The 23,607-nt window shown below is 68.2% G+C and carries 20 protein-coding genes and 1 tRNA gene; 5 read left to right on the forward strand and 16 right to left on the reverse strand.

Going from position 1 to position 23,607, the window contains the following annotated elements:
• Positions 1–94: 94 nt before the first annotated feature.
• Positions 95–562 (reverse strand): hypothetical protein, encoded by a 468-nt coding sequence (locus FV220_RS16100; RefSeq protein ID WP_056140801.1) that lies wholly within the window; start codon positions 560–562, stop codon positions 95–97.
• A 371-nt stretch (positions 563–933) separates the two neighbouring features.
• Here FV220_RS16100 and gph point away from each other — a divergent pair, with 371 nt between their 5' ends.
• The gene (gene gph, locus FV220_RS16105; protein WP_147832572.1) at positions 934–1,623 is read left to right on the forward strand and encodes a phosphoglycolate phosphatase; all 690 of its coding nucleotides are present in this window, start codon (positions 934–936) and stop codon (positions 1,621–1,623) included.
• A 5-nt stretch (positions 1,624–1,628) separates the two neighbouring features.
• On the opposite strand, the gene FV220_RS16110 is transcribed toward gph, so the two are convergent.
• The 4 genes from FV220_RS16110 to FV220_RS16125 form a co-directional block, all read right to left on the reverse strand.
• Positions 1,629–1,703 (reverse strand) — tRNA-Val (locus FV220_RS16110).
• A gap of 143 nt (positions 1,704–1,846) precedes the next feature.
• The gene (locus FV220_RS16115; protein WP_147832578.1) at positions 1,847–3,478 is read right to left on the reverse strand and encodes an iron ABC transporter permease; all 1,632 of its coding nucleotides are present in this window, start codon (positions 3,476–3,478) and stop codon (positions 1,847–1,849) included.
• A gap of 101 nt (positions 3,479–3,579) precedes the next feature.
• Positions 3,580–4,608, reverse strand: coding sequence for an extracellular solute-binding protein (locus FV220_RS16120; protein ID WP_056140148.1), 1,029 nt, complete (start codon positions 4,606–4,608; stop codon positions 3,580–3,582).
• A 125-nt stretch (positions 4,609–4,733) separates the two neighbouring features.
• Positions 4,734–5,813, reverse strand: coding sequence for an ABC transporter ATP-binding protein (locus FV220_RS16125; protein WP_187273434.1), 1,080 nt, complete (start codon positions 5,811–5,813; stop codon positions 4,734–4,736).
• A 369-nt stretch (positions 5,814–6,182) separates the two neighbouring features.
• On the opposite strand from FV220_RS16125, the gene FV220_RS16130 reads away from it, so the two are divergent.
• Complete coding sequence (locus FV220_RS16130; protein WP_147832580.1) at positions 6,183–6,722, forward strand: GcrA family cell cycle regulator; 540 nt, start codon at positions 6,183–6,185, stop codon at positions 6,720–6,722.
• A gap of 279 nt (positions 6,723–7,001) precedes the next feature.
• Here FV220_RS16130 and FV220_RS16135 read toward each other — a convergent pair whose 3' ends face one another.
• The 9 genes from FV220_RS16135 to FV220_RS16175 all read right to left on the reverse strand — a co-directional run bounded on the left by FV220_RS16135 (position 7,002) and on the right by FV220_RS16175 (position 17,234).
• Positions 7,002–8,279 carry an aminotransferase gene (locus FV220_RS16135; protein ID WP_056161549.1) on the reverse strand — a complete coding sequence of 426 codons (1,278 nt, stop codon included), beginning with the start codon at positions 8,277–8,279 and terminating at the stop codon, positions 7,002–7,004.
• A gap of 69 nt (positions 8,280–8,348) precedes the next feature.
• Positions 8,349–9,269 (reverse strand): ROK family protein, encoded by a 921-nt coding sequence (locus FV220_RS16140; RefSeq protein WP_147832573.1) that lies wholly within the window; start codon positions 9,267–9,269, stop codon positions 8,349–8,351.
• Positions 9,270–9,278: 9 nt separating this feature from the next.
• A complete protein-coding gene (locus FV220_RS16145) occupies positions 9,279–10,670 on the reverse strand; it encodes a dicarboxylate/amino acid:cation symporter (RefSeq protein ID WP_018045243.1) in 1,392 nt (463 codons plus the stop codon).
• 267 nt (positions 10,671–10,937) lie between these two features.
• Entirely contained in the window at positions 10,938–11,831 is an 894-nt protein-coding gene (locus FV220_RS16150; RefSeq protein WP_056140140.1) for a hypothetical protein, read from the reverse strand.
• A gap of 292 nt (positions 11,832–12,123) precedes the next feature.
• Positions 12,124–12,531 carry a peptide-methionine (R)-S-oxide reductase MsrB gene (gene msrB / locus FV220_RS16155; RefSeq protein WP_018045245.1) on the reverse strand — a complete coding sequence of 136 codons (408 nt, stop codon included), beginning with the start codon at positions 12,529–12,531 and terminating at the stop codon, positions 12,124–12,126.
• Positions 12,532–12,595: 64 nt separating this feature from the next.
• A complete protein-coding gene (locus FV220_RS16160; RefSeq protein WP_147832581.1) occupies positions 12,596–13,675 on the reverse strand; it encodes a YihY/virulence factor BrkB family protein in 1,080 nt (359 codons plus the stop codon).
• Positions 13,676–13,837: 162 nt separating this feature from the next.
• A complete protein-coding gene (locus FV220_RS16165; protein ID WP_147832574.1) occupies positions 13,838–15,358 on the reverse strand; it encodes a malonyl-CoA synthase in 1,521 nt (506 codons plus the stop codon).
• Between the two features lie 54 nt (positions 15,359–15,412).
• A complete protein-coding gene (locus FV220_RS16170; RefSeq protein ID WP_056140133.1) occupies positions 15,413–16,819 on the reverse strand; it encodes a malonyl-CoA decarboxylase in 1,407 nt (468 codons plus the stop codon).
• 220 nt (positions 16,820–17,039) lie between these two features.
• Positions 17,040–17,234, reverse strand: a complete 195-nt coding sequence (locus FV220_RS16175; protein WP_082472996.1) for a hypothetical protein — start codon at positions 17,232–17,234, stop codon at positions 17,040–17,042.
• Positions 17,235–17,608: 374 nt separating this feature from the next.
• Between FV220_RS16175 and FV220_RS16180 the strand changes: the two genes are divergently transcribed.
• Complete coding sequence (locus tag FV220_RS16180) at positions 17,609–18,796, forward strand: MFS transporter (RefSeq protein ID WP_056140130.1); 1,188 nt, start codon at positions 17,609–17,611, stop codon at positions 18,794–18,796.
• Here FV220_RS16180 and cobD read toward each other — a convergent pair whose 3' ends face one another.
• The gene (cobD, locus tag FV220_RS16185; RefSeq protein WP_147832575.1) at positions 18,797–19,816 is read right to left on the reverse strand and encodes a threonine-phosphate decarboxylase CobD; all 1,020 of its coding nucleotides are present in this window, start codon (positions 19,814–19,816) and stop codon (positions 18,797–18,799) included.
• A 44-nt stretch (positions 19,817–19,860) separates the two neighbouring features.
• Between cobD and cbiB the strand changes: the two genes are divergently transcribed.
• Both cbiB and FV220_RS16195 read left to right on the forward strand, forming a co-directional pair.
• Positions 19,861–20,862 (forward strand): adenosylcobinamide-phosphate synthase CbiB, encoded by a 1,002-nt coding sequence (gene cbiB, locus FV220_RS16190; RefSeq protein ID WP_147832576.1) that lies wholly within the window; start codon positions 19,861–19,863, stop codon positions 20,860–20,862.
• A gap of 110 nt (positions 20,863–20,972) precedes the next feature.
• Complete coding sequence (locus tag FV220_RS16195) at positions 20,973–21,965, forward strand: DUF3616 domain-containing protein (RefSeq protein WP_147832577.1); 993 nt, start codon at positions 20,973–20,975, stop codon at positions 21,963–21,965.
• A gap of 117 nt (positions 21,966–22,082) precedes the next feature.
• On the opposite strand, the gene FV220_RS16200 is transcribed toward FV220_RS16195, so the two are convergent.
• Complete coding sequence (locus FV220_RS16200; protein WP_187273436.1) at positions 22,083–23,543, reverse strand: cobyric acid synthase; 1,461 nt, start codon at positions 23,541–23,543, stop codon at positions 22,083–22,085.
• Positions 23,544–23,607: the final 64 nt, after the last annotated feature.

Consider the following 23,607-nt stretch of genomic DNA (forward strand, 5'->3'; position numbering starts at 1 on the left):
GGCTACGGGCTGGGCCGCTGAAAGTCCGGTGGCCCTAGCACGGCTGGCAACGCCGTCCAACGCGGCTGTCGCCGAACATGCGCGCCGATCGCCGTCAGGGGCGGGTGTTCTGGGGCGGCGTGGCACTCGGCCCGGCGCGGCCGGGCGCCTGTCCCGTGGCCACGGCTTCCTCGGGACCGCTGGCGGCCGGGTTCGCCTGGGCCGTACACACCACCGCCTCCTTCTGAAGCTGGACGTAGCAGATGCTCATCTCGCCGGTGCGGTAGTTCACGCGGAACACCCCGGCCTCGCGGGTGTGGCGGGAGGCGACGAGGCCGTATTCGGACGGGGCCTGGGCGCTGGCGCCCTCGCCGGAGCCGTAGCAGACGGTGAGGCCGACACTGCCTACAGCGCCTTCGCGCAGCCCGTACTGGCAGGACGTGACCTCGCCCGTGACCTTGTCGACGCGGTAGACCCGGTTGAGGTCGATCTGCGGCGCGGGGACGAATTCGAAGGAGGCGGCGCGGGCACCCGCGGCCGTAGAGGCGAGAAGGGCCAGCGCAATCCCTGCCCGGCATCCCATGGCTCGCCACGAATGGGTGGAGGCGGCTGGAACGGCGGATATGAACGCACGGTGGGTCGGCAGTGTCGAACGCATGGTCGCCTTCATGTCCTGATGCAGACAGATGAATCTTGCAGGGAAATCTCGCGGCCGCCTCCCTACAGCGGCCTTGCGGCGCAACCGTGACCCGCTCGCGGCGGCCTTGATCGCATCATGGCCGGATTCTACAGCATCGTGGCACGGAAAGCAGCCCGACCTGTACGTTAAGCCTTTGCGTGTGCATCGGATTTTTCTCGGCCCGCGGCGTCCGTGCGCCCGCCCACCGTCACACCGTCACACCGTCATCCAACCCGAGATCACCCGTCGCCACTCCACCAACCTTGAGAGTCCCCATGCCAAGCCTGCCGCCCATCGTCGTGTTCGACCTCGACGGAACCCTCGCCGAGACCGCGGGCGATCTCGTCGGGACCCTCAACGCGATCCTCGCCCGCGAGGGACTGCCGACTCTCCCCCTCGACCGGGCCCGCGACATGATCGGCGCCGGGGCGAAAGCACTGATCCAGCGCGGCTTCGAGGCCGCAGGCGAACCCATCGACGACGCCCGCCTGCAGACGCTCTTCGTCGATTTCCTCGACCATTACGGCCGGCATCTCAGCGAGCATTCCTACCTGTTCCCCGGTGTCGAGGCGGCGCTCGATACGCTGAGCGCACGTGGCTTCCTGCTGGCGGTCTGCACCAACAAGGTCGAGGCCCACGCCAAGCAGCTTCTGCAGGAGTTCGGCGTCGCCGGACGCTTCGCCGCCATCTGCGGCCGCGACACCTTCCCGGTCTACAAGCCGAACCCGGCCCATATCACTTTGACCGTCGAGCAGGCCAAGGGCGACGTCTCGCGCGCCGTCATGGTGGGAGATTCACGCGCGGATATCGACGCGGCCAAGGCGGCGGGGATTCCGGTCATCGCGGTGCCGTTCGGCTATACCGACCTGCCGGTGGAGCAACTCGGCCCCACGCGGGTGATCCAGCATTTCGATGAGTTGGTGGGGGCGGTGGATGCCCTCGTGCCGGCTATCGCTGCGGCTTGAGGGAATGGTGGGCGCGACAGGGATCGAACCTGTGACCCTTCGCGTGTGAAGCGAATGCTCTCCCGCTGAGCTACGCACCCGGACCGAGGGCCTTCTAGGGCGAGGCCCACGCGCCCGTCAAGGGCCTCTGTCGCCTTCTCGCTAAGCCGGCATCAGAGGGCGGTCGGCAGGTTGCCACCGGAGACGGTCCTCGCCCCCCTCCGACGGGATGCGGTCCGGGACGTTATCCGCCCCTCGGGGCGTTGTCCGCCGAGCCCAGGCGCATGAGCAACGCCACCGGGATCAGGCCGACGACCACGATGAGCAGGGCGGCGACCGCGCCGTCCTCGTAGGTGCCCCGCACCGCCTCCCCGTAGAGGTGTGTCGCCAGGGTCTCCACGTTGAGCGGGCGCAGGAGCAAGGTCGCCGGCAGTTCCTTGACGCAGTCGACGAAGACGAGGAGCGCGCCGCTGAGCACGGCCGGCCATGTCATCGGCAGGTGCACGCGCATCAGCGTGCCGACGGGGCCCCGGCCGAGCATGCGCCCGGCTTCCCCGAGAGAGCTCGGCACCTTCGCCAGGCCTGCTTCGCAGGCGCCGACACCGACCGCGAGGAAGCGCACGAGATAGGCGATGACGAGAGCGCCACCCGCACCGACGCCGATGAGCGCCGGAGCGACGCCGAACAGCGCCGTCATGATGCGGGACAGGGAGGCATCGGCGAGCGCCAGCGGGCCGAGCAGCCCGATCGCCAGGATCGCCCCGGGGAGCGCGTAGCCGAGGGCGGCGATTCGGATCAGCCCCTGCCCGAAGCGCCGCGCGACGAGGCGGGGGCCGGCGGCGACGAGGAACCCGCAGGCTGCCGCGAGCAGAGTAGCGAGGCCGGCATAGAGCAGAGTGTTTCCCGCCTCGGCGATGACGCCTCGGGGAAATCCGAGCCGGGTGACGCGGGCGATGGCGGAATGGACGAGATAGGCCGCCGGGATCAGGAAGCCGATGGCGATGGGAAAGAGGCCGAGGCACAAGGCGGCCGCGGCGGAAGCACCGGACAGGCGATGGCGGGCCATGCCGCGCTGGCGCTGGGCCGTGCCGGCATAGCCGCGCCCGCGCCGGCCCCAGCGCTCGGCCGCCAGCAGCAGGAGCACCATCGCCAGCATGACCAGGGCGATCTGCGCCGCGCCGGGCAGGTCGGACCGGTTGATCCAGGTGGCGTAGACCTGCACCGTCAGTGTCCGCACGCCCAGGAATTCGGCGGCGCCGATATCGTTGAGCGTCTCCATCAGGGCGAGACTGGTGCCGAGGGCGATGGCGGGGCGCGCCAACGGCAGGGCGACGTGGACGAAGACCGCCGTCGGCGAACGCCCGAGGATGCGCGCCGCCTCGATGAGAGTGCCCGCCTGCATCACGAAAAGCGCCCGCGTCGGCAGATAGACGTAAGGGTAGAGCACGAAGCCGAGGAGCAGGATGCAGCCCGGCAGGGACCGGACCTCCGGCAGCAGCAGATCCTTCGGCCGTGCCACGCCGAGAAGCTCGCGCAGGGTGCTCTGGACCGGGCCGATGGGATGGAGCAGGTCGAGATAGGCGAAGGCGACGATGTAGGTCGGCACCGCCAGGGGCAGCAGCAACCCGATTTCCAGGAAGCGGCGGCCTCGGAACTCATAGGCCGAGACGAGCCAGGCCGAGCCGACCCCGAGCATGACGACGAGGAGGCCGACGCCGCCCAGGAGCAGTGCCGTGGTGATCGTTGCCTGAGGCAGGACATGCGCCAGGAGATGCGGCCAGACGTCGCTCGACCCTCCCGCCGCGGTGAGCGCCAGGGACGCCACCGGGCTGAGGATCAGGGCGGCGAGCGCGAGGGCTCCCGCCGCCCAGGCCATGGGGGCGATGCGCAAGCGCGGCGCCGCCCTCGGAGCGGCCTCGGAGGCGATCTCGGGCTGCGATCGGGCCAGTTCGACGGCGGCCGACATCGGCCGGGGCTTCAGTTGTCGAAGCCCACCGTATCCACCAGCAGGCTCGCCGCCTTGCGGTTACGGGCGATCTCGGCGAGCGGCACGGTATCGATGGTCAATGGGCCGAGCGCCGTGAGCTGGGGGTCGATCGGCGCACCCGCCTTCACCGGATACTCGAAATTGGCCTTCGCATAGAGGCCCTGGCCTTCGTCGGAGACGAGGTATTCGAGAAGCTTGACCGCCTCGTCGCGGTTCGGCGCGCTCTTGGCGACAACCGCACCGGAGACGTTCACATGAGTGCCGCCGCTGGTGAAGACCGGCAGCACGACCTTGATCCCGTCGCCCCATTTCTGCTGGTCCGGGCCACCCTTGCCCGAGCGCATCAGCCCAACATAGTAGGAGTTGCCGAGACCCACCGCGCAGGTTCCGGCCAGGATGTCGCGGGCTACGTCACGGTCACCACCGGCCGGCTTGCGCGCGAGGTTGGCCTTCACGCCGGTCAGCCATTCCTTCGCCTTATCCGGCCCGTGCTTGACGATGTAATGGGCGATGAGCGCGGTGTTGTAGGGGTGCTGGCCCGAGCGCAGGCAGAGCTTGCCCTTCCATTTCGGGTCGGCGAGATCCTCGTAGGTCAGGGCCTTCTCCGCGAGGTCCTTGTCGGCATAGGCGACGCGGGCGCGCATGGAGAGGGCGTACCAGAGGCCGCCGGCATCGCGCAGGGGCGCCGGAACGGCGGCTTCCAGGGTCTCCGTGCGGACCGGCTGGGCGAGGCCGCGATCCACGAGCTCGATGAGATTGCCGATATCGACGGTCATCAGCACGTCGGCCTTGGACCGCTCGCCCTCTGAGGCCACACGCTCGGCAAGGCCCTTCTCGACGAAGACGGTGTTGACGGTGACGCCGCTCTTGGCGGTGTAGGCATCGAGCAGGGGCTTGATCAGGCCAGGCTCACGGGTGGTGTAGATATTGACCTCGGCGGCGGTCGCTCCGGCGATCCAGGCGAAGGCGGTCGCACCGCCGATCAGACATTTCGAGACCCAACCGACCATGACGTCCATCCCTCTTCTCTCAATGACCGGTTCTGGGCCGCATCTTCGAGAGAAAAGCAAGACTTATGTCCTCAGTTTATCATCGTTAAAAACTATACTTCTGGATATTACCGGGCACGAACAGCAAGGCTCGGTTAATCCAGTCCGGCGGCAAAAACCAGCCCCGCTCCCTTCGCAACGGTCAGGCCCACACGATCGCCCTCCCCCGCCGATGTCTCTTGGGAGACCGTGAGTCGGAACGGTTCGGGAAATCCATCCGCCGCCAGGGTCAACTCCACGACGGGCCCGAGGAAACGCCGCCGGATCACCCGCGCCGGATGACCGGATTCTGCGTGCCCCAGCCCGATCGCCTCGGGCCTGACGCAGGCGGTGACCGGCGCACCGTCCTCGATCCCCGGCGCCGGAAACGCGCCGAAAGGCGTCACCGCAGCGCCGTCGATGCAGCGCGTGGGGAAAGCGATGAGATCGCCGAAGAAATTCGCGGCGAACCACGAGACGGGGCGGCGATAGAGATCCGCGCCGGTGCCGATCTGGACGATGCGCCCGCCCCGCATCAGGACGATGCGGTCGCTCACTAGCAAGGCCTCCTCCGGATCGTGTGTCACCAGGAGCGCGGTGGCGCCGGTGACGCGCAGGACCGAGAGCGTATCGGCCCGCACCCTGTCGCGGTTGCGCCGGTCGAGATTCGAAAATGGCTCGTCGAGAAGCAGCACGCGCGGCCCCGGCGCCAGGGCACGGGCGAGTGCCACGCGCTGGCTCTCCCCGCCCGAGAGCGAGCCGGGATAGCTCGCGGCCCGGTCGGCGAGGCCGACCTGCTCCAGCCGCGCCTTCGCGACGGCATCGGCTTCATCGGCGCGCAGCCGGTGAAGACCGAAGCGGACGTTCTGCAGGACGGTGAGATGGGGGAACAGGGCGTAATCCTGGAACATCAGGCCGACGCCGCGCTCCTCCGGCGGCACCCGGGCGCTCATCGCTTGACCATCGAGCAGGACCAGCCCGCCGCTCGGCTGTTCGAGGCCCGCCACCGCTCGCAACAGAGTGCTCTTGCCGCAACCGGAATCACCGAGAAGCGCGATGATTTCTCCAGCCCGGACTGCGAGGGACACGTCGTCGAGGGCGTGTTTGCGGCCGAACTCGACGCTGAGCCCGCGCGTCTCGAGGCGCGGCGGCACCTCGCCGGAGCGGCGTCCCTCGGTCGGATCGGTCGCGGCCATGACCTGCCTCTCGCTACTCGGCTCGTGCTGAAATACGCGCTTCTCGCCCGATCCCGCCGCAGGTCAAGGGGAAGCTTGGCCAGCGGGCGGCGCGGCCGGGGGTGGACGAGGGATTACGCCTTCGCCGTCACGGCGGAGCCGCGTCCCGGCCGGCTCTTTCGCAGTGCGCGCGGGACGCCCCCGACGGTTTGCCGGTGGAAAGTCCCCCCCTCCTTCCGGGTGCTCTTGCATCCGTGTCGAGGCGTCCTGTACGGTTCCGGTCGTCGTCGTAAGGGTGCCCTGCGCGACCACCATCCGTATGGCAACGGACGGAGTGGCCATGCGAGGTGTCGCAGGGATCGTCCCGTGTCGGTCGGGGGAATCGAGCGGATGTCGGAGGGGGCGATGACGGATACCGGTGCTGGCTGGACGGACGAGCGTGTCGAGGTACTGCGGCGCCTCTGGGACGAGGGACTGAGCGCGAGCCAGATCGCCGCGCAGCTCGGTGGCGTCACCCGCAACGCCGTCATCGGCAAGGTCCACCGGCTGGGTCTGTCGGGCCGCGTGAAAGCGGCGGATTCGCCCGGCAACGGCCGCAAGAAGCCGGCAATCCGCGAAGCCGAGGCCGACAACGTCGTGGAGATGACGGCTGCGGCCGATCCCGTCGCCGCGCCGAGCCTGCTGTTTCCCGAGACGAATGCGGTGGTCGCCGCCCAGAGTATGCCGCTCGCCGTGTCCAAGCGCGTGACCATCATGGATCTGCGCGAGTCCATGTGCCGCTGGCCGCTGGGCGATCCGACATCGCCGGAGTTCCACTATTGCGGCGACCGCTCGATCACCGGCCTGCCCTATTGCACCCACCACGCCGAGATCGCGTATCAGCCCGCCGCCGAGCGCAAGCGCGACCGCAGGGTCGGCGGCTTCCGCTGAGGCCATAGGGCTCGGCTTCCTTGTCACCGCCGCCTCGGGGCGGTGACGTCTCCCGCCCTGTCGCAGGCCGGGAGAGCCCCCTTCACCACCCGATCCCACGAACGTTCAGACCGTCCGCCAATATATGGTGGAGGATCGCGGCCTGTCGTATCTGCGACGAATGAGCGGGATGGGGCGGCAACGGTGAAGCCCCCCTTCGGCGGATTCGTCGATATGCTTTCCGGGCAGCTCCCCCCGCCCGGGCGGGGCGGAGGGATGCGCCATGAGTGGCGGCTTGCGTCAGGCCGCCTTCTCGGTCTCGAGTCCGGCGAGGAGGATGCAGAGGGCGATTCCCTCCGCCGCCGCCTTCACGTCCGAGAGCGAAGGGAAGGTCGGCGCAAGACGCAGGGTGCGGTCATGCGGGTCGCGTCCGTAAGGAGAGGTCGCGCCGGCGGGCGTCAGGGCGATGCCGGCCTCCTTGGCCAAAGCCACGGTCCGCTGCGCCGCACCGTCCACCGTATCGACGGTGATGAAGTAGCCACCTTCGGGCGTCGTCCAGGTCGCCGCGCCGGTTCCGCCGAGGCGGGCCTCCAGAGCATCGAGGACAGCCTGGAATTTCGGCGCGATGAGCGCGCGCTGCTTCTCCATATGCGCCTCGATGCCGGCCATGTCCTTCAGGAAGCGGACGTGGCGCAGCTGGTTGAGCTTGTCCGGCCCGATGGTGCGGAAGAAAGAGCGGCCGAGGAACCAGCGTACGTTCTCCGGGGAGGAAGCGAACATGGCGATGCCCGCTCCCGCCAGGGTCACCTTGGAGGTCGAGGCGAAGATGAAGGGCCGGTCGGGATGGCCAGCCTCTTCGCAGAGGGCGAGGATGTCGGCGAGGGGGTGGCGCGTCGCGGTGAGGTGGTGGACGGTGTAGGCGTTGTCCCAGAACAGGCGGAAGTCGGGGGCGCCGGTCTCCATGGAAGCGAGGCGCCGGACAGTCTCGTCGGAATAGGTCTCGCCGCTCGGATTGGCGTATTTCGGCACGCACCACATGCCCTTCACGGCCGGATCGGCGGCCAGTTTCTCGACGACGTCCATGTCCGGCCCCTGGCCGGTCATGGGGACGGGCAGCATGCGGATGCCCAGGGCCTCGCAGATGGCGAAGTGGCGGTCGTAGCCGGGAACGGGACAGAGGAAGACCGGCTCCTCCTCCTTCGACCAGGGCTTCACCGAGCCGGGCACGCCCTTCAGCAGGGCCCAGGCGATACAATCGTGCATGAGCGCGAGGCTCGAATTGTCGCCGATGACGATCTGGGCCGGCGGCGCCTGCACCATCGGCGCGAACAGAGCGCGCGCCTCGGGCAGCCCCTGGAGGCCGCCATAATTGCGCGCATCGTCACCCGCCTCGGCGAAATGATCGCCGTTGCCGGGCAACGACATCATCGCGCTGGACAGGTCGAGCTGCTCCGGCGCCGGCTTGCCACGGGTCATGTCGAGCTTGAGGCCGCGACTTTTGAAAGCCTCGTAGGCCTCGCGGGTCTTCGCGTGAAGCGCGTCGCGGGCGGCGGGATCGAGGGAAGCCAGACTCGTCATGGGAATACGCTCACGTCGTTGTGTGATTGTCCCCGTCCATACCGGCTGCGGGGCGCGATGGGGAGAGGCTCAGGCGGGGATGCCCCATAACCAGGCTGCACCCCGCACGCCGGATGCGTCGCCGTGGTGGCTCACCCGGATCGGTGTTCTGCACTCATCCGAGAAGACGTGCGGAAGAAGAAGCGCGTCGAGATCGGCGGTCAGTTCCGGCACCGTCGACAAGCCTCCGCCGAGGACCACCATGTCGGGGTCGAGGATGTTGATGACGCCGGCGATGCTGCGGGCGAGACGCTCCCGATAGCGGGTGATGCTCTCGGATGCGATGGCATCACCGGCGCGCGCAGCGGCGATCACCGCCTCACCGGTCGCTGCCGGAGCACCGACACGGCAGGCATGATCGGCGGCGAGGCCGGGGCCAGAAAGCCAGGTCTCGATACAGCCGTGCCGCCCGCAATAGCAGGACGGGCCGGGCCGTTCGTCGTCGCGCGGCGCGGGAAGCGGGTTATGGCCCCATTCACCGGCAATGCGGTTGGCACCCGATAGGGCCACCCCGTCGATGGCGATGCCGGAGCCGACGCCGGTCCCGAGGATGATCGCCCAGACGACCCGTGCCCCGGCACCCGCGCCATCCACCGCCTCGGAGACCGCAAGGCAATTGGCATCGTTCTCCGCCCGGACCGGTCGGCCGAGCCGTGCCTCGATATCGATGACGAAAGTCCTGCCGTTCAGCCAGACCGAGTTGGCGTTCTTCACGAGGCCGCTACCGGGGGTGATGGCCCCCGGCATGCCGATACCGACGCTGCCGACGCCTCCGGCGTCCCGCTCCAGGCGCCGGACCAGCGCCACGATCGCGCCGAGGGTGGCGTCGTAATCGTTTCGCGGGGTCGGGATCCTCGCCTCGGCGCGCACGGCTCCGCCGGCATCGAGGGCGATGCCGGCGATCTTGGTGCCGCCGAGGTCTATCCCAATGCGCAGGCGCGCAGGATCCACGATGCGGAGCTACTGTGCGGCGACGGCCGGACGGGGAGCGGACTCCTGGTCCATGTTGGGCGCATGATCCGAGATGTCGGTGCCGATGGAGAAGGGATGCGCCATGACCTGGTTCAGCTTCTCCTGGTCGAGTTCACCCTCCCAGCGGCTGACCACCACCGTGGCGACGCCGTTGCCGATGAGGTTGGTGATGGCCCGGCACTCCGACATGAACTTATCGACACCCAGGATCAGGGTCATGGCGGCCACCGGCACCGGATTGTTGGGGATGGCGCTGAGCGTGGCCGCGAGGGTGATGAAGCCGGCACCCGTGACACCGGAGGCCCCCTTCGAGGTCAGCATCGCGACCAGGATGATGGTGGCGTACTGGGCGAAGGACAGGTCAGCGCCCACGGCCTGGGCCAGGAACAGCGTCGCCAGGGTCATGTAGATGTTGGTGCCGTCGAGGTTGAACGAGTAGCCCGTGGGAATCACCAGGCCCACGACGGAATCCGAGGCGCCGAGGCGGCGCATCTTCGTCATCATGTGCGGCAGCACCGTCTCGGAGGACGAGGTGCCGAGCACGATGAGGAGCTCGTCCTTGATGTAGGCCAGGAACTTGAAGATCGAGAAGCCGGCCACCCGGGCGATGCCGCCCAGAACCAGGACCACGAACAGGAAGGCGGTGACGTAGAAGGTTCCGACGAGCCAGGCGAGATCGATCACCTTGCCGATGCCGTACTGACCGATGGTGAAGGCCATGGCGCCGAAGGCACCGATGGGGGCGAGCTTCACCACGAGGCCGATGATGCGGAAGAAGACTTGGCCCGCCGTGTCGATGGCGTGCGTGATGGCCTCGCCCCGCTTGCCCATGCCGGTCACCACGACGCCGGTGAGGATTGAGATCAGCAGGACCTGAAGCAGGTCGCCTGTGGCGAAGGCGTCGAAGAAGCTCTTCGGGATCAGCGCCATGATATGTCCGGTGACGGAATCGTCGGCCGCGATCTTGGCGTATTTCTCGACCGATTTACCGTCGAGCTTAGTCACATCGGCATTGAAACCGGCTCCCGGCTTCACCACTTCACCGACGAGGATACCGATGAGAAGCGCAATGGTGGAGACAACCTCGAAATAGACCAGCGCCTTCAAGCCAACGCGGCCGACCTTTTTCAAGTCGCCGATGGAGGCGATGCCGTGAACGATGGTACAGAAGATGATCGGCGCGATCATCATCTTGATCAGCGCGATGAAGGCGTCGCCCAACCACTTGACGGACTTGCCCCATTCGGGGTGCAGATATCCGAGCAGGATGCCGAGTGCGATGGCGATCAGCACCTGGATGTAGAGGACCTTGTACCAAGGTTCGTGAGGTGTCGGTGCTGCCGGCGCGCTGCCTCCGGCATGGACGGTGGTCTGAACCATGTTCCCTCACAGGCGCCTCGTTGGGCGCACGCTCGTCTGTCTTGCCGAGACGCTAGCGAGTTTAATCCCTAGCCTCAACGCGGCTATGAGAGATTATCTTTGTTTCCCGCCGAAACCGTGAGGATGGGCTGCTTCTGTAACGCGACGGGCTTCTGCCGCGCTATTGCATACAATCGTTGGTGATCGACTTGTCCGAATATGCCCGGTGCCGCCGGGTCCTCGCGAAGAGCCCGGAGATGGGCATGCCCCACCTCCGGTCCCAAGGGTTCAGGTCTGCGGAGTACGGCGGGGACGTACGGTCCAGCGCTCGAATTCGGCGGCCGGATCGTCGTCGCGTGCAGGAGCACGGGACGGCTGAGAGGCACCCAGAGCCTGAGACAGGCTCTCGATAACGTCGTCGATGCGGGCATCGGTGCGGATCGGAGTGTCCGTGGCGGTCTCCTCCGCGGCGGCGGGCTCTTCCCGACGCTGCTCGCTCCGTTCCTCAAGGACGGGTTGGGGCGCGGGCTCTTCCACCGGGAGGGCAGCGGGAGCAGCGGCCTTGGCAGCCAGAGCGGCTGCACGGCGGTTCGCCCGAAGGGTCGCCTCGTCCTCGCCGGCCTTCGGCGGTGGGGCATTGAAGCGGCCGAAACCGAAGCGCGGCTCGAGCAGATCGAGGATCGCTTCGAGGGCGGCGTTGTTTAGGGGAACCTCGCCGGTCTGAGGCACACCCTGGATCGCCACGGTATGGCGGTCATAGGCGGAATTCTCGGAGACGTCCTCGCCGAACCAGGCTGGGGGTACGAAAGCGGCGGCCTGGGCGGTGTCGTCGAACACGACGCTGAGCAAGTCGAGGGCTCCCGGTGTCGCGTAGCGGTCGACGAGCGCCTCGCGGCCGTTGCCGAGCGCGAGCACGGCGCGGTCGTAGATCGCCTTGCCTGAGCAGACATCCAGAAGGGCATCGCCATGGGCGCGGGGAACGTCGGTCCGCTCCTCGCTCGACGTTCCATCCGGCGCCGTCGTGACGAGAACGAGATGGCAGTTCTGGCCATCGACGCGGACATAGGACGTGCGACCGGCCTGGGGAGCGAAATAGCCCTCGGTGATCTTCGAACCGCCGCGCTCCTTGCGGATCAGGCGGACGAGCGAAGGTGCGACCAGAAACCGACGAACGACACTCATGTATTCTCTCCCCCCGGATCGGCTCATAATGGCAGGCCCTCCTCCGGAGCGCCGCGCCATGGGCGCAACGTCGGCGCCGTTCGAAGCCATACCCTGTTTCGGCAGCGACGGAATGCCCGGCCTGTGGAAACCAGCCGGCACGAACCGTCCGAATTCGATCGTTTTCCCGCCTCGCACCGCCGACGGCACACAAATGGGAAGACCACTTCCCTTCGACTAAGAAAAAATGGGACTAAATCAAGGCCGGCCTCGTAAGCCCGGCCCCGATTTTTATCCTTTTATACCAATGAGCTCACGCATTCGGCTCGAAACGCAGTGAAATGCCGTTCATGCAATAGCGCAGCCCCGTCGGCGCCGGGCCATCATCGAAGACGTGGCCGAGATGACCTTTGCAGTGGGCGCAGTGCACTTCGGTCCTCACCATCCAGTGGCTCCGGTCGGTCGTCGTCTCCACCGCGCCGTCGATGGGATCGAAGAAGCTCGGCCAGCCGGTGCCGGATTCGAATTTCGTGGTGTTCTCGAATAACGGGGCATCGCAGCCGGCGCAGTGGAACGTGCCGGGGCGCTTCTCGGCATTGAGGCAGCTCGTGCCCGCCCGCTCCGTGCCGTGCTCGCGCAGGACACGGTACTGGTCCGGCGTCAGGATCTCGCGCCACTCGTCCTCGCTGCGCTGGACGGTGCCTGCCTGGGTCTCGCTCATGATGGCCTCCGGTTCATCGGGATATGCTGGAGAAATAGGACTCCCGAGGCCGTCCCGCACCCTGTCACGCGGCCGCGCCGATCGTGTCCGCCATCCGTGCCTCGCGGTCGCCCATGGGCTTCTCCGGCCCCGTCGTCGTGTCCCGAGCCGTCTGATGCTCCATCTCGGCATTGATCTCGGCACCGAGGAGCACGATCGTCGTCGAGATCCAGATCCAGGTCATGAAGCCGATGGCGGCGCCGAGCGAACCGTAGGTCTCGTTGTAATTGCCAAAACTGCCGACATACCACGAGAACAGGATCGAGGCGGCGAGCCAGAGGATGCCCGCCACAGCGCCGCCGGTGCCGACCCAGCGCCAGCGCGGCCGCTCGCGGCTCGGGCCATAGCGGTAGAGCAGCGAGAGGCCGCCGAGCAGGACGACAAGGAGGAAGGGCCAGCGCAGCAGGGCGATGAGCCTCGCCCCCTGCCCGAACCCGAAGAAGTTGAAGATCACCGGCAGTACGACGATGCTGGTGAGCGCGAGGATGGTGAAGAGGAGCGCCCCGACGGTGAAGGTCAGGGAGCGCAGGTTCAACATCACGAAGGAGCGCTTCTCGTCTTCCTCGTAGACCACGTTCAGAGCATCGAACATCGCCTTCATGGCGGCGTTCGCACTCCAGAGCGACAGGACGAGGCTGGAGAAGAACGTCAGGCCCAGCGTGCCGTTGTCCTTGGCGGCGATCCGCTTCACCTGCTCTCCGATGATGTCGATGGCGCTGGAGGGCAGCACGCCCTGCATGCTGGAGAGGTGCTCGTTGATGGCGCCGACATCGGCAACGAGGCCGTAGCAGGAGACCAGGGCGGCGATGGCGGGGAACAGCGACAGCAGGGTGAAGAACGTCACCCCGGCGGCCACCGCGAGCACGCGGTCCTTGTTGAATTCCAGGTAGACGCGGACGGCGATGTCCTTCCAGCCGGCGCGAGTGATCTCGGTCGGGCTGTCTGCGGCACGGCCGCGATGGACCTGTGTCGCCGCGACCCATTCGGCGCTGCGTCCACTATGCGAGCGGGCGCCTTCGTCGCGTCGCGTCTGAGGCGGTTCGGCCTCACGCCTGGCGCCGCGCGACCGCGGTGCCAGCGACAGGGCGACGAGCGCCGCCCCCATCGCCAGAGTCCAGACCACGGAATGGGTGGAGCCCGGCCCCGTGGGCTCGGGACGGTGAGGCTGAGACGAGGGCATGACGGCAACCGGTACGGAGACGGCGCGAGCTTGGCCGTTCGATGACGAGAACCGCCGGCCCGCCAAAGCGTTCCGCCGTCTTACCCTTCAGCGGCGATAGAGATCCGCATGCGCCTCGCGCAGCAGGTTCTTCTGCACTTTGCCCATGGCATTGCGCGGCAATTCGTCGGCGAAGAGGACGCGCTTGGGGCATTTGAACCGCGCGAGGCGCCCTTCGAGGATGCGGAGGATCTCCTGCTCCCCCGGCGAGTCTGGACGCGCGACGACGATGGCCGTGACGCCCTCGCCGAAATCCGCATGGGCGAGGCCGATCACGGCGGATTCGACGACGCCCGGAAGCGCGTCGATCTCGTTCTCGACCTCCTTCGGATAGACGTTGTAGCCGCCGGTGATGATGAGATCCTTGCCGCGCCCGACGATGTGGACGTAGCCGCGCTCGTCGACCTTGCCGAGATCGCCGGTGATGAAGAACCCGTCCGTCTTGAATTCGGAGGCCGTCTTCTCGGGCATGCGCCAATAGCCCTGGAACACGTTCGGCCCCTTCACCTCGATCATCCCCACCGTGTCGGCGGGCAAGGCCCGTCCCGTCTCGGGATCGACCACCCTGAGCGAGACGCCCGGCAGGGGCAGGCCCACCGTGCCGGCGATGCGCTCACCGTCATAGGGGTTCGAGGTGTTCATGTTGGTCTCGGTCATGCCGTAGCGTTCGAGGATGGCGTGGCCGGTGCGGGCCTGCCAGTCCCGGTGCGTCTCGGCGAGGAGCGGGGCCGAGCCGGAGACGAACAGGCGGATCGTCGCCGCCGCTTCGGGGGTCAGGCCCGACTCCTTGAGGAGGCGCGTGTAGAAAGTCGGAACGCCCATCATCGAGGTCGCCCGGCCCATCAGGGCGAGCACCTGCTTCGGGTCGAATTTCGGCAGGAAGATCGCCGTGGCCCCGGCGAGCAGCACGATGTTGGTGGCCACGAACAGGCCGTGGGTGTGGAACACCGGCAGGGCATGGATCAGCACGTCGTCGGCGGTGAAGCCCCAGGCCTTCACCAAGGTCACGGCGTTGGAGGCGAGATTGTCGTGGCTGAGCATGGCGCCCTTGGAGCGCCCGGTGGTGCCCGAGGTGTAGAGGATCGCCGCGAGATCGTCCGGGCCGCGCTCGACATCCGCGAAAGCGGTGCCGGCCGCGTCAGCCGCCTCGGCCATGCTACCGCGCCCCGCCCCGTCGAGGGTACGCAGGGCAGGCACCTTCGCCTCGGCGGCGACCGGTTCGAGAGCGGCGAGCCGGGCGGGGTCGCAGACGAACAGGGCCGGCTCGGCATCCGAGAGGAAATACGCGATCTCGGGGGCCGTATAGGCGGTGTTGAGCGGCAGGAAGACGGCGCCGGCGCGAACGGCGCCGAGATAGAGTAACACCACCTCGGCGCTCTTCTCGACCTGGACGGCGACGCGGTCACCCGTCTTCACCCCGAGCGCCTTGAGGGCGGAGGCATAGGCGGCCGAGCGGTCGAGCATGTCCGCATAGGTGATCCGTGCGCCGTCGCCGGTCTCGATGAAAATCCGCGAGGCGGGATCGGCGGGCAGGCTCGCCCGGATGAGATCGAAGAGATGGTTACGCATGACGTCGTCCAGCCGTTATCGAACGGACAGCCGTGGCCGGACGACGCCTCGAAATCAAGCCTCGGCCAACGCCACGGCGCGAATCGGCGGCAGGTTGGTCCTGAGTTCGCGGCTCACGCTGCTCGATGCCGCCACGGTGCCGAGATTGGCATAGGTCTCGTGGTTCTTCTCGATGGCCGAGAGATCGTAGAGGTAATTGACCATCAGCCCGCGCGACTGGCCGAGCCCCTTGGGCGAGACATCACCGAGGAAGTTGAGCCGCTCCAGGCGGGCTCCGTTGCCGAGATGGAACCGCGCCACGGGGTCGAGGGGCTTGCCTCGCTCGTTCTTGGCCCGCAAGAAATAGGCGGCGGCGGCGGGGATCATCACCTTCTTCACCGCATCGGACTTGGCCTTGTCGGCGTGCCAGCCCGGCTCGTCGATGGCCCGCAGAGCCTCGACGTCGTCACGGGTCAGGCCCTGCGGCGAATCGGAGCGGCGCTCACGGTCGAGCCAGGCAGAGAAGCCGGGCACCGGCGACAGGGTCACGAAGGTCTTGAGGCTCGGGATCTCGCGGGCGAGATCCTCCACCACCTGCTTGATGAGGAAATTGCCGAAGGTGACGCCGGCAAGCCCCTTCTGGCAGTTCGAGATCGAGTAGAAGATCGCGGTGGTGGCGGCCCGGGTGGGCAGGGGCTCGCGCCCATGCGCGAGGATCGGCGCGATGGCCGGCGCGATGCCGTCCGTGAGCGCCACTTCCACGAAGATCAGCGGCTCGTCCTGCAAGGCGGGATGGAAGAAGGCGAAGCAGCGCCGGTCAGTGGGTTCGATGCGTCGGCGCAGCTCGTCCCAGCCCGCGATCTCATGCACCGCCTCGTAGCGGATGATCTTCTCGAGGATATGGGCGGGGGTGGTCCAGTCGATGTGGCGCAGCACCAGGAACCCCCGGTTGAACCACGACGCGAACAGGTGCTCGAAATCGCTGTCGAGGCTGTCGACGGCATCGACGAGGTCGGGATCGGCCTCGCTCCCGCGCAGGTCCTTTCGCAGGACGAACAGGTCCTCCCGCATCCGCACCAGGGCGAGGGTGCCGTTGCGGGCGAGGTTGAGCCGGCGGATGAGTTCCTGGCTGCGCGGCTCGGCCGCCTCGTGGAGCACGCCGAGGGCGGCGCGCGTCGGGTCTCGACGATAGGCGGCGATGGCATCGTCCACCGCCTCGTGATCGGCGCCGAAGACGGTGGCGATACCCTGCAGGAAGACGAGCCGTTCGGCACGCGCGAGGCTGGCGTAGCGTTCGAGGATCAGGCGGGCGAGCGCAACGCCCGACGCCTCGCCGCGCCGGGAGATCAGATCCTCGCAGAGCTTGATGAGCTCATGCGCATTGGCCTTTGAGGCGAGGTCGCCGCGGCCGATCCCGATGAGATCGCGACCACGGTCGCTGATGGTCTGAAGCAGGTCGCCGAAAAACGAGATCGCCGCCATGGCTCGCCGCCTGCTCCTTGCCCCTGTCGCAAGTTCCGCGAGATGCCGAACCCGCCGAACACACGTGCAAGCTCCAGTCTATGTCGCAGACCGACCGAGGGCCAGGGCTTTGACCGCGGAACCATGCCGCAGCCGCTGCGAGTTGGGGAAACGAAGCGACGACCCAATAACCGTCTTCCCGAAGTCCTGTACTCACTTTCGGGTCGGATCACCTGTCGTGTCAGGCTTGAGCGGCCTCAATGGCAACACGATCGGCCCGCTCGCGCCAATCCTCGACGCCATGTTGGCGCGCGAAACGAAGTTCCGCCGCGCGTTGAGCCCGGCGAGGATCACGCGCCCGTGAAATCTCGACACATCCGATCGTGAACGGCACGCCGAGAATTTGCTTGGCGAAGCTGACTCGGTAATTCGGCATTCCAAACTCCGTTGTCGATACGCGGTGTTGCCCCCTGGACTTGAAGACCGACTCGTCTCGACGGTCGGGAGTGTGACAGAACGACTTGGCTCCTGCCAAGCGGGACTTCGCCACAGAGACGCGCCACGTCTTTATCCGGTAACGATTCGTATATGGGGATCGACGCATCCGATGGAAGGTGTGGCCCGTCGCGGCCCGCTCTCTGACGTGGGACCATTTCGCGCGCCCACGGGTTGCCCCCGCGCGCTGGCGCCCCTAACCGGAGGCACACGCATCCCGTCGCTCACGGACCCGCCCCACCGGATGACGAACAATTCATCGCTTTTCCATCGGCTTGGCACGGCGGACGGCGCCGCTCCGGTGCGAGCCTGAGCATGCAGCCCGGCACCGGTTCCGGCCACGGCTTCACCGCCAGGGCGCGCTTCGGCCTGACCCTGATCGCCGGGGGCGCCGTCGCCAACATCTACTACAACCAGCCCCTCCTCGCGGTTCTGGTGAGCGAGTTCGGTGAGCGTGCCGCCCTCCTCGTTCCCACCGCGTGCCTCGTGGGCTACGGGCTCGGCATTCTCGGCCTCGTGCCCCTCGGGGATGCCTGGCCGAGGCGGACGCTCATCGTGGCGCAATTGCTGGGCCTGAGCGTGGCGCTTCTGGGTGCCGCCCTCGCGCCGACCCTCGCCTTCCTGACGGTCGCCTGTCTCCTCATCGGGTTTTTGTCCTCGGCCGCTCAGCAGGCGGTCCCCTTCGCGGCCGAGCTCGCGCCGGACGAGAGCCGCGGCCGGATGGTGGGCCAAGTGATGACGGGCCTGCTCACCGGCATCCTCCTCGCCCGGACGGTGAGCGGCTTCGTGGGCGCGCATTTCGGTTGGCGCGCGGTGTTCTTCGCCGCCGCTGTCGTGGCCCTGGTCATCGCCGCCGTGGCGGCCGCGACTCTACCGAAGACGAAGCAGACCAAACCGCTGCGCTACCGCGCGCTGATGCTGTCGATCCTGCATCTCGTGAAGACGCAGCCCATCCTGCGCAATGCCAGCCTCTCGCAGGGCCTTCTTTTCGCGAGCTTCAATGCGTTCTGGGCGACCCTGGCCCTCCTGGTCGAGGCTCCGCCCTTCGATCTCACCGCCGCCGGCGCCGGCCTGTTCGGCGTGATCGGGGTCTGCGGCGCCTTCGTCGCCCCGCTCTCCGGACGCTATACCGACCGGAAGGGCGCCCGACCGGTGGTCGTCACCGGCGCCGCTCTCGTCCTCGCGTCGTTCCTCGTCCTTTGGCTCGGGGGGGAGGTCTCGCTGGTGGCGGTGGCCGTCGGCGTTCTGCTCATCGATATCGGCCTCAACGGCGCGCTCATCGCCAATCAGACCCGAGCCTACGCCCTCGTCCCCGGAGCGAGGGGCCGGGTCAACACTGTGCTGTTCACGGTGATGTTCGTATTCGGGGCGCTGGGGGCCTTCGCCGGCTCGCAGGCGTTCCTGATGGCCGGGTGGCCCGGCGTCTGCGCGGTCGGCGCCCTGCTCTCGGGCGGGGGTCTCCTCGTGGCGATCTTCGACCGGTCGCGGACGAAGCCCGCCTGATCAGGCGGGCTTGAGGACGCGGGACAGGCGGCACCATTCGCCCTTGTCGGCCGGCAGGCCGAAGCGCAGCCAGTGCGGGTTCGCCTCGAACCGGCGGACATAGATCCCGGCCTCGCCGAGGCGCCGGAAAAGACTTGGCGCGTCGTCGAACGCAGCCGTGCGGAACAGGCAGGTGCCGCCGACGATGCGCCCTCCCCGGCAGGCGAGCAGCCGGTCGAGGCGCAGCGCGTCGGCGTGGCGATCGATGGCCGCCTCCCGCAGCCAGGCCTCATCGGACAACGCTGCCCGGCCGATGGCGAGCGCCGGCCCCGGCACCGCCCAGGGGCCGAGTGCCGCGCCGATCCGCAGGGCGAGCGCCGGCTCGGCAACGGCGAAGCCGAGACGGATGCCGGCAAGGCCATAGGTCTTGCCGAAGGAGCGTAGCACCACCAGGCCGGAGCTCGCTCGCGGTGCGAGGGACTCCACCGCTTCGAGGTCGATGAAGGCCTCGTCCACGACGAGCCAGCCTCCGCGCCGGGCGAGCCGTCCCGCGAGGTCGAGAAGCGTGGAGGCCTCCCAGCTCCGGCCATCGGGATTGTTCGGGTTGACGACGACGACGACGTCCGCCCCCTCGGCCTGGGCCGGATCGGGCACCAACGTCACGGCATGTCCGCCCCGGAGCCACGCCGCCTCGTGCTCGCCATAGGTGGGACCGATGACGGCCACGCGCGAATGCGGCCTCAGGCGCGGCAGCGTCTCGATGAGAATCTGCGTGCCGGGCGCCGCCGCGACTCGGGCCGGATCGGCGACGCCATAGGCATGGGCGGCGGCGGCGCACAGGGCGTTCAGGTCGGCGCGGGAGGGAAGTCGCCGGAACGCGCTGGCCTCCAGCGGCGGACAGGGATACGGGACCGGATTGATCCCGGTGGAGAGGTCGATCCAGGGCAGCTCGCCGTGCGGGAACAGCGCCTGGGCGGCATCGAGATCGCCCCCATGGGCGATGGGCCCGCCACGCCCGCTCGCCTCCTCCGTCCCGCTCATTGCTCTTCCATCACCCTGCCGCACCGAACCCCATTCCCGAACAGATGACCTGGACCGCCCTCGCCCATCCGCCGGACACGCTCGTGGTGCTGGGTCTCGCCCTCGCCATCGAGGCGGCGGCGGGCTATCCGGACCGGCTCTACAAGGCGCTGGGCCATCCTGTCACCTGGATCGGCCGCCTGATCGGCTGGCTCGACCGGACGCTCAATACGGGCAGCGGGAGACGGCGGCGCGCGGCGGGGATCCTCGGTCTCCTCATCCTCCTGGGAACGGTCGCGGCAGTGTCCATCGCCGGAACGGCGCTCGCCGCCGCTGCGGGTCAAATCCCGGCCATGCTGCTCCTCGGCCTCGCCTGCGCGAGTCTGCCGGCACAACGCAGCCTCCACGACCATGTGGCCCGCGTCGCCATGGGCCTCCGCGCAGAAGGGCTGGCGGGCGGGCGGCGCGAGGTCTCGATGATCGTCGGGCGCAACCCGGAGAGCCTCGACGAAGCCGGCATCTGCCGCGCCGCGATCGAAAGCCTGTCGGAGAACTTCTCCGACGGCATCGTGGCCCCGGCATTCTGGATCGGGATCGGCGGCCTACCGGGAGGGGCGCTCTACAAGGCGATCAACACCGCCGACAGCATGATCGGCCACCGCACGCCCCGACACGAGGCCTATGGCTGGGCCTCGGCCCGCCTCGACGATCTCGTGAACCTCCCGGCCTCGCGGCTCTCGGCGGGGTTGATCGTAGCGGCGTGCCTCCTCCATCCCGGGACTTCGGCGGCGGGGGCGTTCCACGCCGTCCGGCGCGATGCGGGCCGTCACCGCTCGCCCAATGCCGGCTGGCCCGAGGCGGCGATGGCGGGCGCGCTCGGTCTGAGGCTGGCGGGGCCGCGCATGTACGGCGCCGATATCGTGGACGATGCCTGGATGGGCAATGGCCGGGCGGAGGCGGGTCCGCGCGATGTGGAACGGGCGCTGGCCTTGTACCGCATCGCCTGCGCGATACTTTTCGGATGTATCGTCCTCGGCGCATCTATACTCAAGGTTGTTTTGATATAATTGAGGTCACTCACATTCCTATGGGCGGGCGGGCAATGATACGGACTGGTCTTCTGGCGATCCTGCTTTTCCACGGAGCCGCCGCGCCGGCTCTCGCGGCGGGAGGCGTCATGCGCGACCTCGTTCCGGTGGACCCGCCCTACACGATGACGTCCGGTCTGAACGGCAAAAACGGCAGACCCGCCAAAGACATCAGCGGCATAGCCTGCATGCCGCAGAAGGACGGCAAGCGCCGCTGCCTCGTGGTCAACGACGAGAATACCGGCGCGCAGTTCATCACCATCGAGGGGCATACGATCACGCCAGGCGCCGATATCGACCTCGTCGGCGGGGGACCGAGCCCGAACACGCTGGGAACCCCGCCCTCGAAGAACGGATGCTCCGGCGGAGAGGGCAAGTTCGACGATCTCGACGGCGAAGGCGTGGCCTATGCGGCTCCCTACTTCTACGTGGTCGGCTCGCACGGTTGCTCGCGCGGCAAGGCGAAGTTCAAGCTCTCCACCTTCGTGCTGGCGCGCATCCGGGTCGACGCGAACGGCGAACCGGCGGGACCGGATGCGGTGGAGACCACCTACCGCCTGGGTGATGCGCTCGGACTGGCGGAGACGGTCAGCGCCTACTACACGCAGGATCTCCAGACCGATGACGGCGACGCGACGCCCAACGGCCTCAATATCGAGGGGGTCGCCGTCGACGGGACGCGGCTGTTCGCCGGGCTGCGCGCGCCGTCCCATGACGGCAAGACCTTCGTCGTCGAGGCGGATGTGGGCGCTCTGTTCGCGCAGGGGCACGAGCCGCTCAAGGCGGCCCCGCAGGTGATCCCGCTCTCCGTCGGCCGCGGGGCCGGGATCCGCGATCTCGCCATACTGCCCGACGGGCGGCTCCTCGTCCTCACCGGGCCGGCTCAAGGACAAACCGACGTGCCCTACAGCCTGTTCGCGGCCGGCGCGTCCGTCAATGCCAAGCTCGAGCCGATCGGACGTCTCACCGGGGCGGAAAAGGGCGCCAAGGCGGAAGGTGTCGCCGTGCTGGGCGACAAGCGCATCCTCGTCATGTTCGACAGCGTCAAGGATGGCGGACCGCTCGAATACACGCTGCCCTGACGGATCAGGCCGGGCGCGGCGCGGTTACATCGCCTCGGCGCAGGGCGGACAGCACCGCGAACATCAGGCTCGCCCCTCGAACGGGGCCTTATGGGGCGAGCCTACGCCGCGAAACCGCTAACGCGCCAGCGCCAGCAGGCGGTCGCAATCGACATGAGCCTCGATGTGTCGCGCCAATTCGTCGAGGACGCGCTCGACCCCGCTTTCGTAGGAATGGCCGTCAGACGCCGCCCCCAGGCGCGCGAGCCAGGCGGCCCGCTGCCGGTCGTCGGAGAAGAGGCCGTGGACATAGGTGCCGCTGACCCGCCCGTCGGCAGAGACGGCGCCCTCCGCCCGCCCGTCGGCGAAGCGCAGCAGCGGCGTCACCGTGTCCGGACCGGCCGTGTCGCCCACATGCATCTCGTAGCCGTTGAACGGCAGATCGTCGGCCAGCGTCCGGCCGCTCACCGCTTCGAGCCGCTTCAGCGGCGTCATCACCGTCTCGACGTCGAGCAGGCCGAGCCCGGCGACGCTGCGCGGCTCGCCCTCGATCCCGTGCGGGTCACTCAACGTCCGGCCCAGCATCTGGTAGCCGCCGCAGAGCCCGAGCACATGACCACCGCGCCGGATATGGGCGCGGATATCCACGTCCCAGCCCTCGCGGCGCAGGGCGTCGAGGTCGTCGATCGTGGTCTTCGAGCCCGGCAGTAGGACCAGGGCGATGTCGCCCGGAATCGCCTCGCCGGGCCTGACCAGCACTACTTCCACCTCCGGCTCCGCCCGCAGCGGGTCGAGGTCGTCGAAATTGGCGATGCGCGGCAGGACCGGCACCGCGACGCGGACCCGCGTGCGGGCGGTGGCGACGGAACCCGCGAGACCGAGCATGTCCTCGGCGGGCAAACGGGCGGCAAGGGGGAAATGCGGCACGAGGCCGAGCGCGGGCCAGCCGGTCGCCGTGGCGACGATGTCCATGCCGTCGGCGAACAGGCTCGGGTCGCCGCGAAAGCGGTTGACGAGAAATCCGGCGATCATGGCCGCATCCGCCGCGTCGATCACAGCCTTGGTGCCGACGAGACTGGCGATGACGCCGCCCCGGTCGATATCGCCGAGCAGGATCACCGGCGTGTCGGCGGCCCGCGCGAAACCCATATTGGCGATGTCGCCGCGCCGCAGATTCACCTCGGAAGCCGAACCGGCGCCCTCCACGATCACGAGATCGGCCTGAGCCTTCAAGTGTGAAAAACTCTCCAGCACGGAAGCCAGCAGGCGCGGCTTCCAGGCCTGATAGTCTCGGGCCTTCGCGGTGCCGGCCATCCGTCCCTGCACCACCACCTGGGAGCCGGTCTCGCTCTGGGGCTTCAGCAGGACCGGATTCATGTGGATGGAGGGCGCCACCCCGCAGGCCCGCGCCTGCAGCGCCTGGGCCCGGCCGATCTCGCCGCCATCGGCGGTGACGGCCGCGTTGTTCGACATGTTCTGCGGCTTGAACGGCCGCACCCTGAGCCCGCGCCGCGTGAAGGCGCGGCACAGGCCGGCCACGATCAGCGACTTGCCGACATCCGAGCCGGTGCCCTGGATCATGAAGGCGCGGGCGGTCATGCGATCGGGTCTCGTCCGGTGTGCCGAGGGGCGTCGGCGAGCCCTAGCACGGCCGCGTCAGGGC

This window comes from Methylobacterium sp. WL19 (genome assembly GCF_008040005.1).
Classification (GTDB): domain Bacteria; phylum Pseudomonadota; class Alphaproteobacteria; order Rhizobiales; family Beijerinckiaceae; genus Methylobacterium; species Methylobacterium bullatum.

Bases quoted from the DNA above. Each gene is read 5' to 3' on its own strand.
- cbiB (WP_147832576.1), top strand. From the start codon at position 19,861: ATGACCTGGACCGCCCTCGCCCATCCGCCGGACACGCTCGTGGTGCTG.
- FV220_RS16130 (WP_147832580.1), top strand. From the start codon at position 6,183: ATGTCGGAGGGGGCGATGACGGATACCGGTGCTGGCTGGACGGACGAG.
- FV220_RS16195 (WP_147832577.1), top strand. From the start codon at position 20,973: ATGCGCGACCTCGTTCCGGTGGACCCGCCCTACACGATGACGTCCGGT.
- FV220_RS16115 (WP_147832578.1), bottom strand. From the start codon at position 3,478: ATGGCCTGGGCGGCGGGAGCCCTCGCGCTCGCCGCCCTGATCCTCAGC.
- FV220_RS16200 (WP_187273436.1), bottom strand. From the start codon at position 23,543: ATGACCGCCCGCGCCTTCATGATCCAGGGCACCGGCTCGGATGTCGGC.
- gph (WP_147832572.1), top strand. From the start codon at position 934: ATGCCAAGCCTGCCGCCCATCGTCGTGTTCGACCTCGACGGAACCCTC.
- FV220_RS16120 (WP_056140148.1), bottom strand. From the start codon at position 4,608: ATGGACGTCATGGTCGGTTGGGTCTCGAAATGTCTGATCGGCGGTGCG.
- msrB (WP_018045245.1), bottom strand. From the start codon at position 12,531: ATGAGCGAGACCCAGGCAGGCACCGTCCAGCGCAGCGAGGACGAGTGG.
- FV220_RS16100 (WP_056140801.1), bottom strand. From the start codon at position 562: ATGGGATGCCGGGCAGGGATTGCGCTGGCCCTTCTCGCCTCTACGGCC.
- FV220_RS16145 (WP_018045243.1), bottom strand. From the start codon at position 10,670: ATGGTTCAGACCACCGTCCATGCCGGAGGCAGCGCGCCGGCAGCACCG.
- cobD (WP_147832575.1), bottom strand. From the start codon at position 19,816: ATGAGCGGGACGGAGGAGGCGAGCGGGCGTGGCGGGCCCATCGCCCAT.
- FV220_RS16160 (WP_147832581.1), bottom strand. From the start codon at position 13,675: ATGGGGGCGGCGCTCGTCGCCCTGTCGCTGGCACCGCGGTCGCGCGGC.
- FV220_RS16180 (WP_056140130.1), top strand. From the start codon at position 17,609: ATGCAGCCCGGCACCGGTTCCGGCCACGGCTTCACCGCCAGGGCGCGC.
- FV220_RS16150 (WP_056140140.1), bottom strand. From the start codon at position 11,831: ATGAGTGTCGTTCGTCGGTTTCTGGTCGCACCTTCGCTCGTCCGCCTG.
- FV220_RS16135 (WP_056161549.1), bottom strand. From the start codon at position 8,279: ATGACGAGTCTGGCTTCCCTCGATCCCGCCGCCCGCGACGCGCTTCAC.
- FV220_RS16125 (WP_187273434.1), bottom strand. From the start codon at position 5,813: ATGGCCGCGACCGATCCGACCGAGGGACGCCGCTCCGGCGAGGTGCCG.
- FV220_RS16170 (WP_056140133.1), bottom strand. From the start codon at position 16,819: ATGGCGGCGATCTCGTTTTTCGGCGACCTGCTTCAGACCATCAGCGAC.
- FV220_RS16165 (WP_147832574.1), bottom strand. From the start codon at position 15,358: ATGCGTAACCATCTCTTCGATCTCATCCGGGCGAGCCTGCCCGCCGAT.
- FV220_RS16175 (WP_082472996.1), bottom strand. From the start codon at position 17,234: ATGCCGAATTACCGAGTCAGCTTCGCCAAGCAAATTCTCGGCGTGCCG.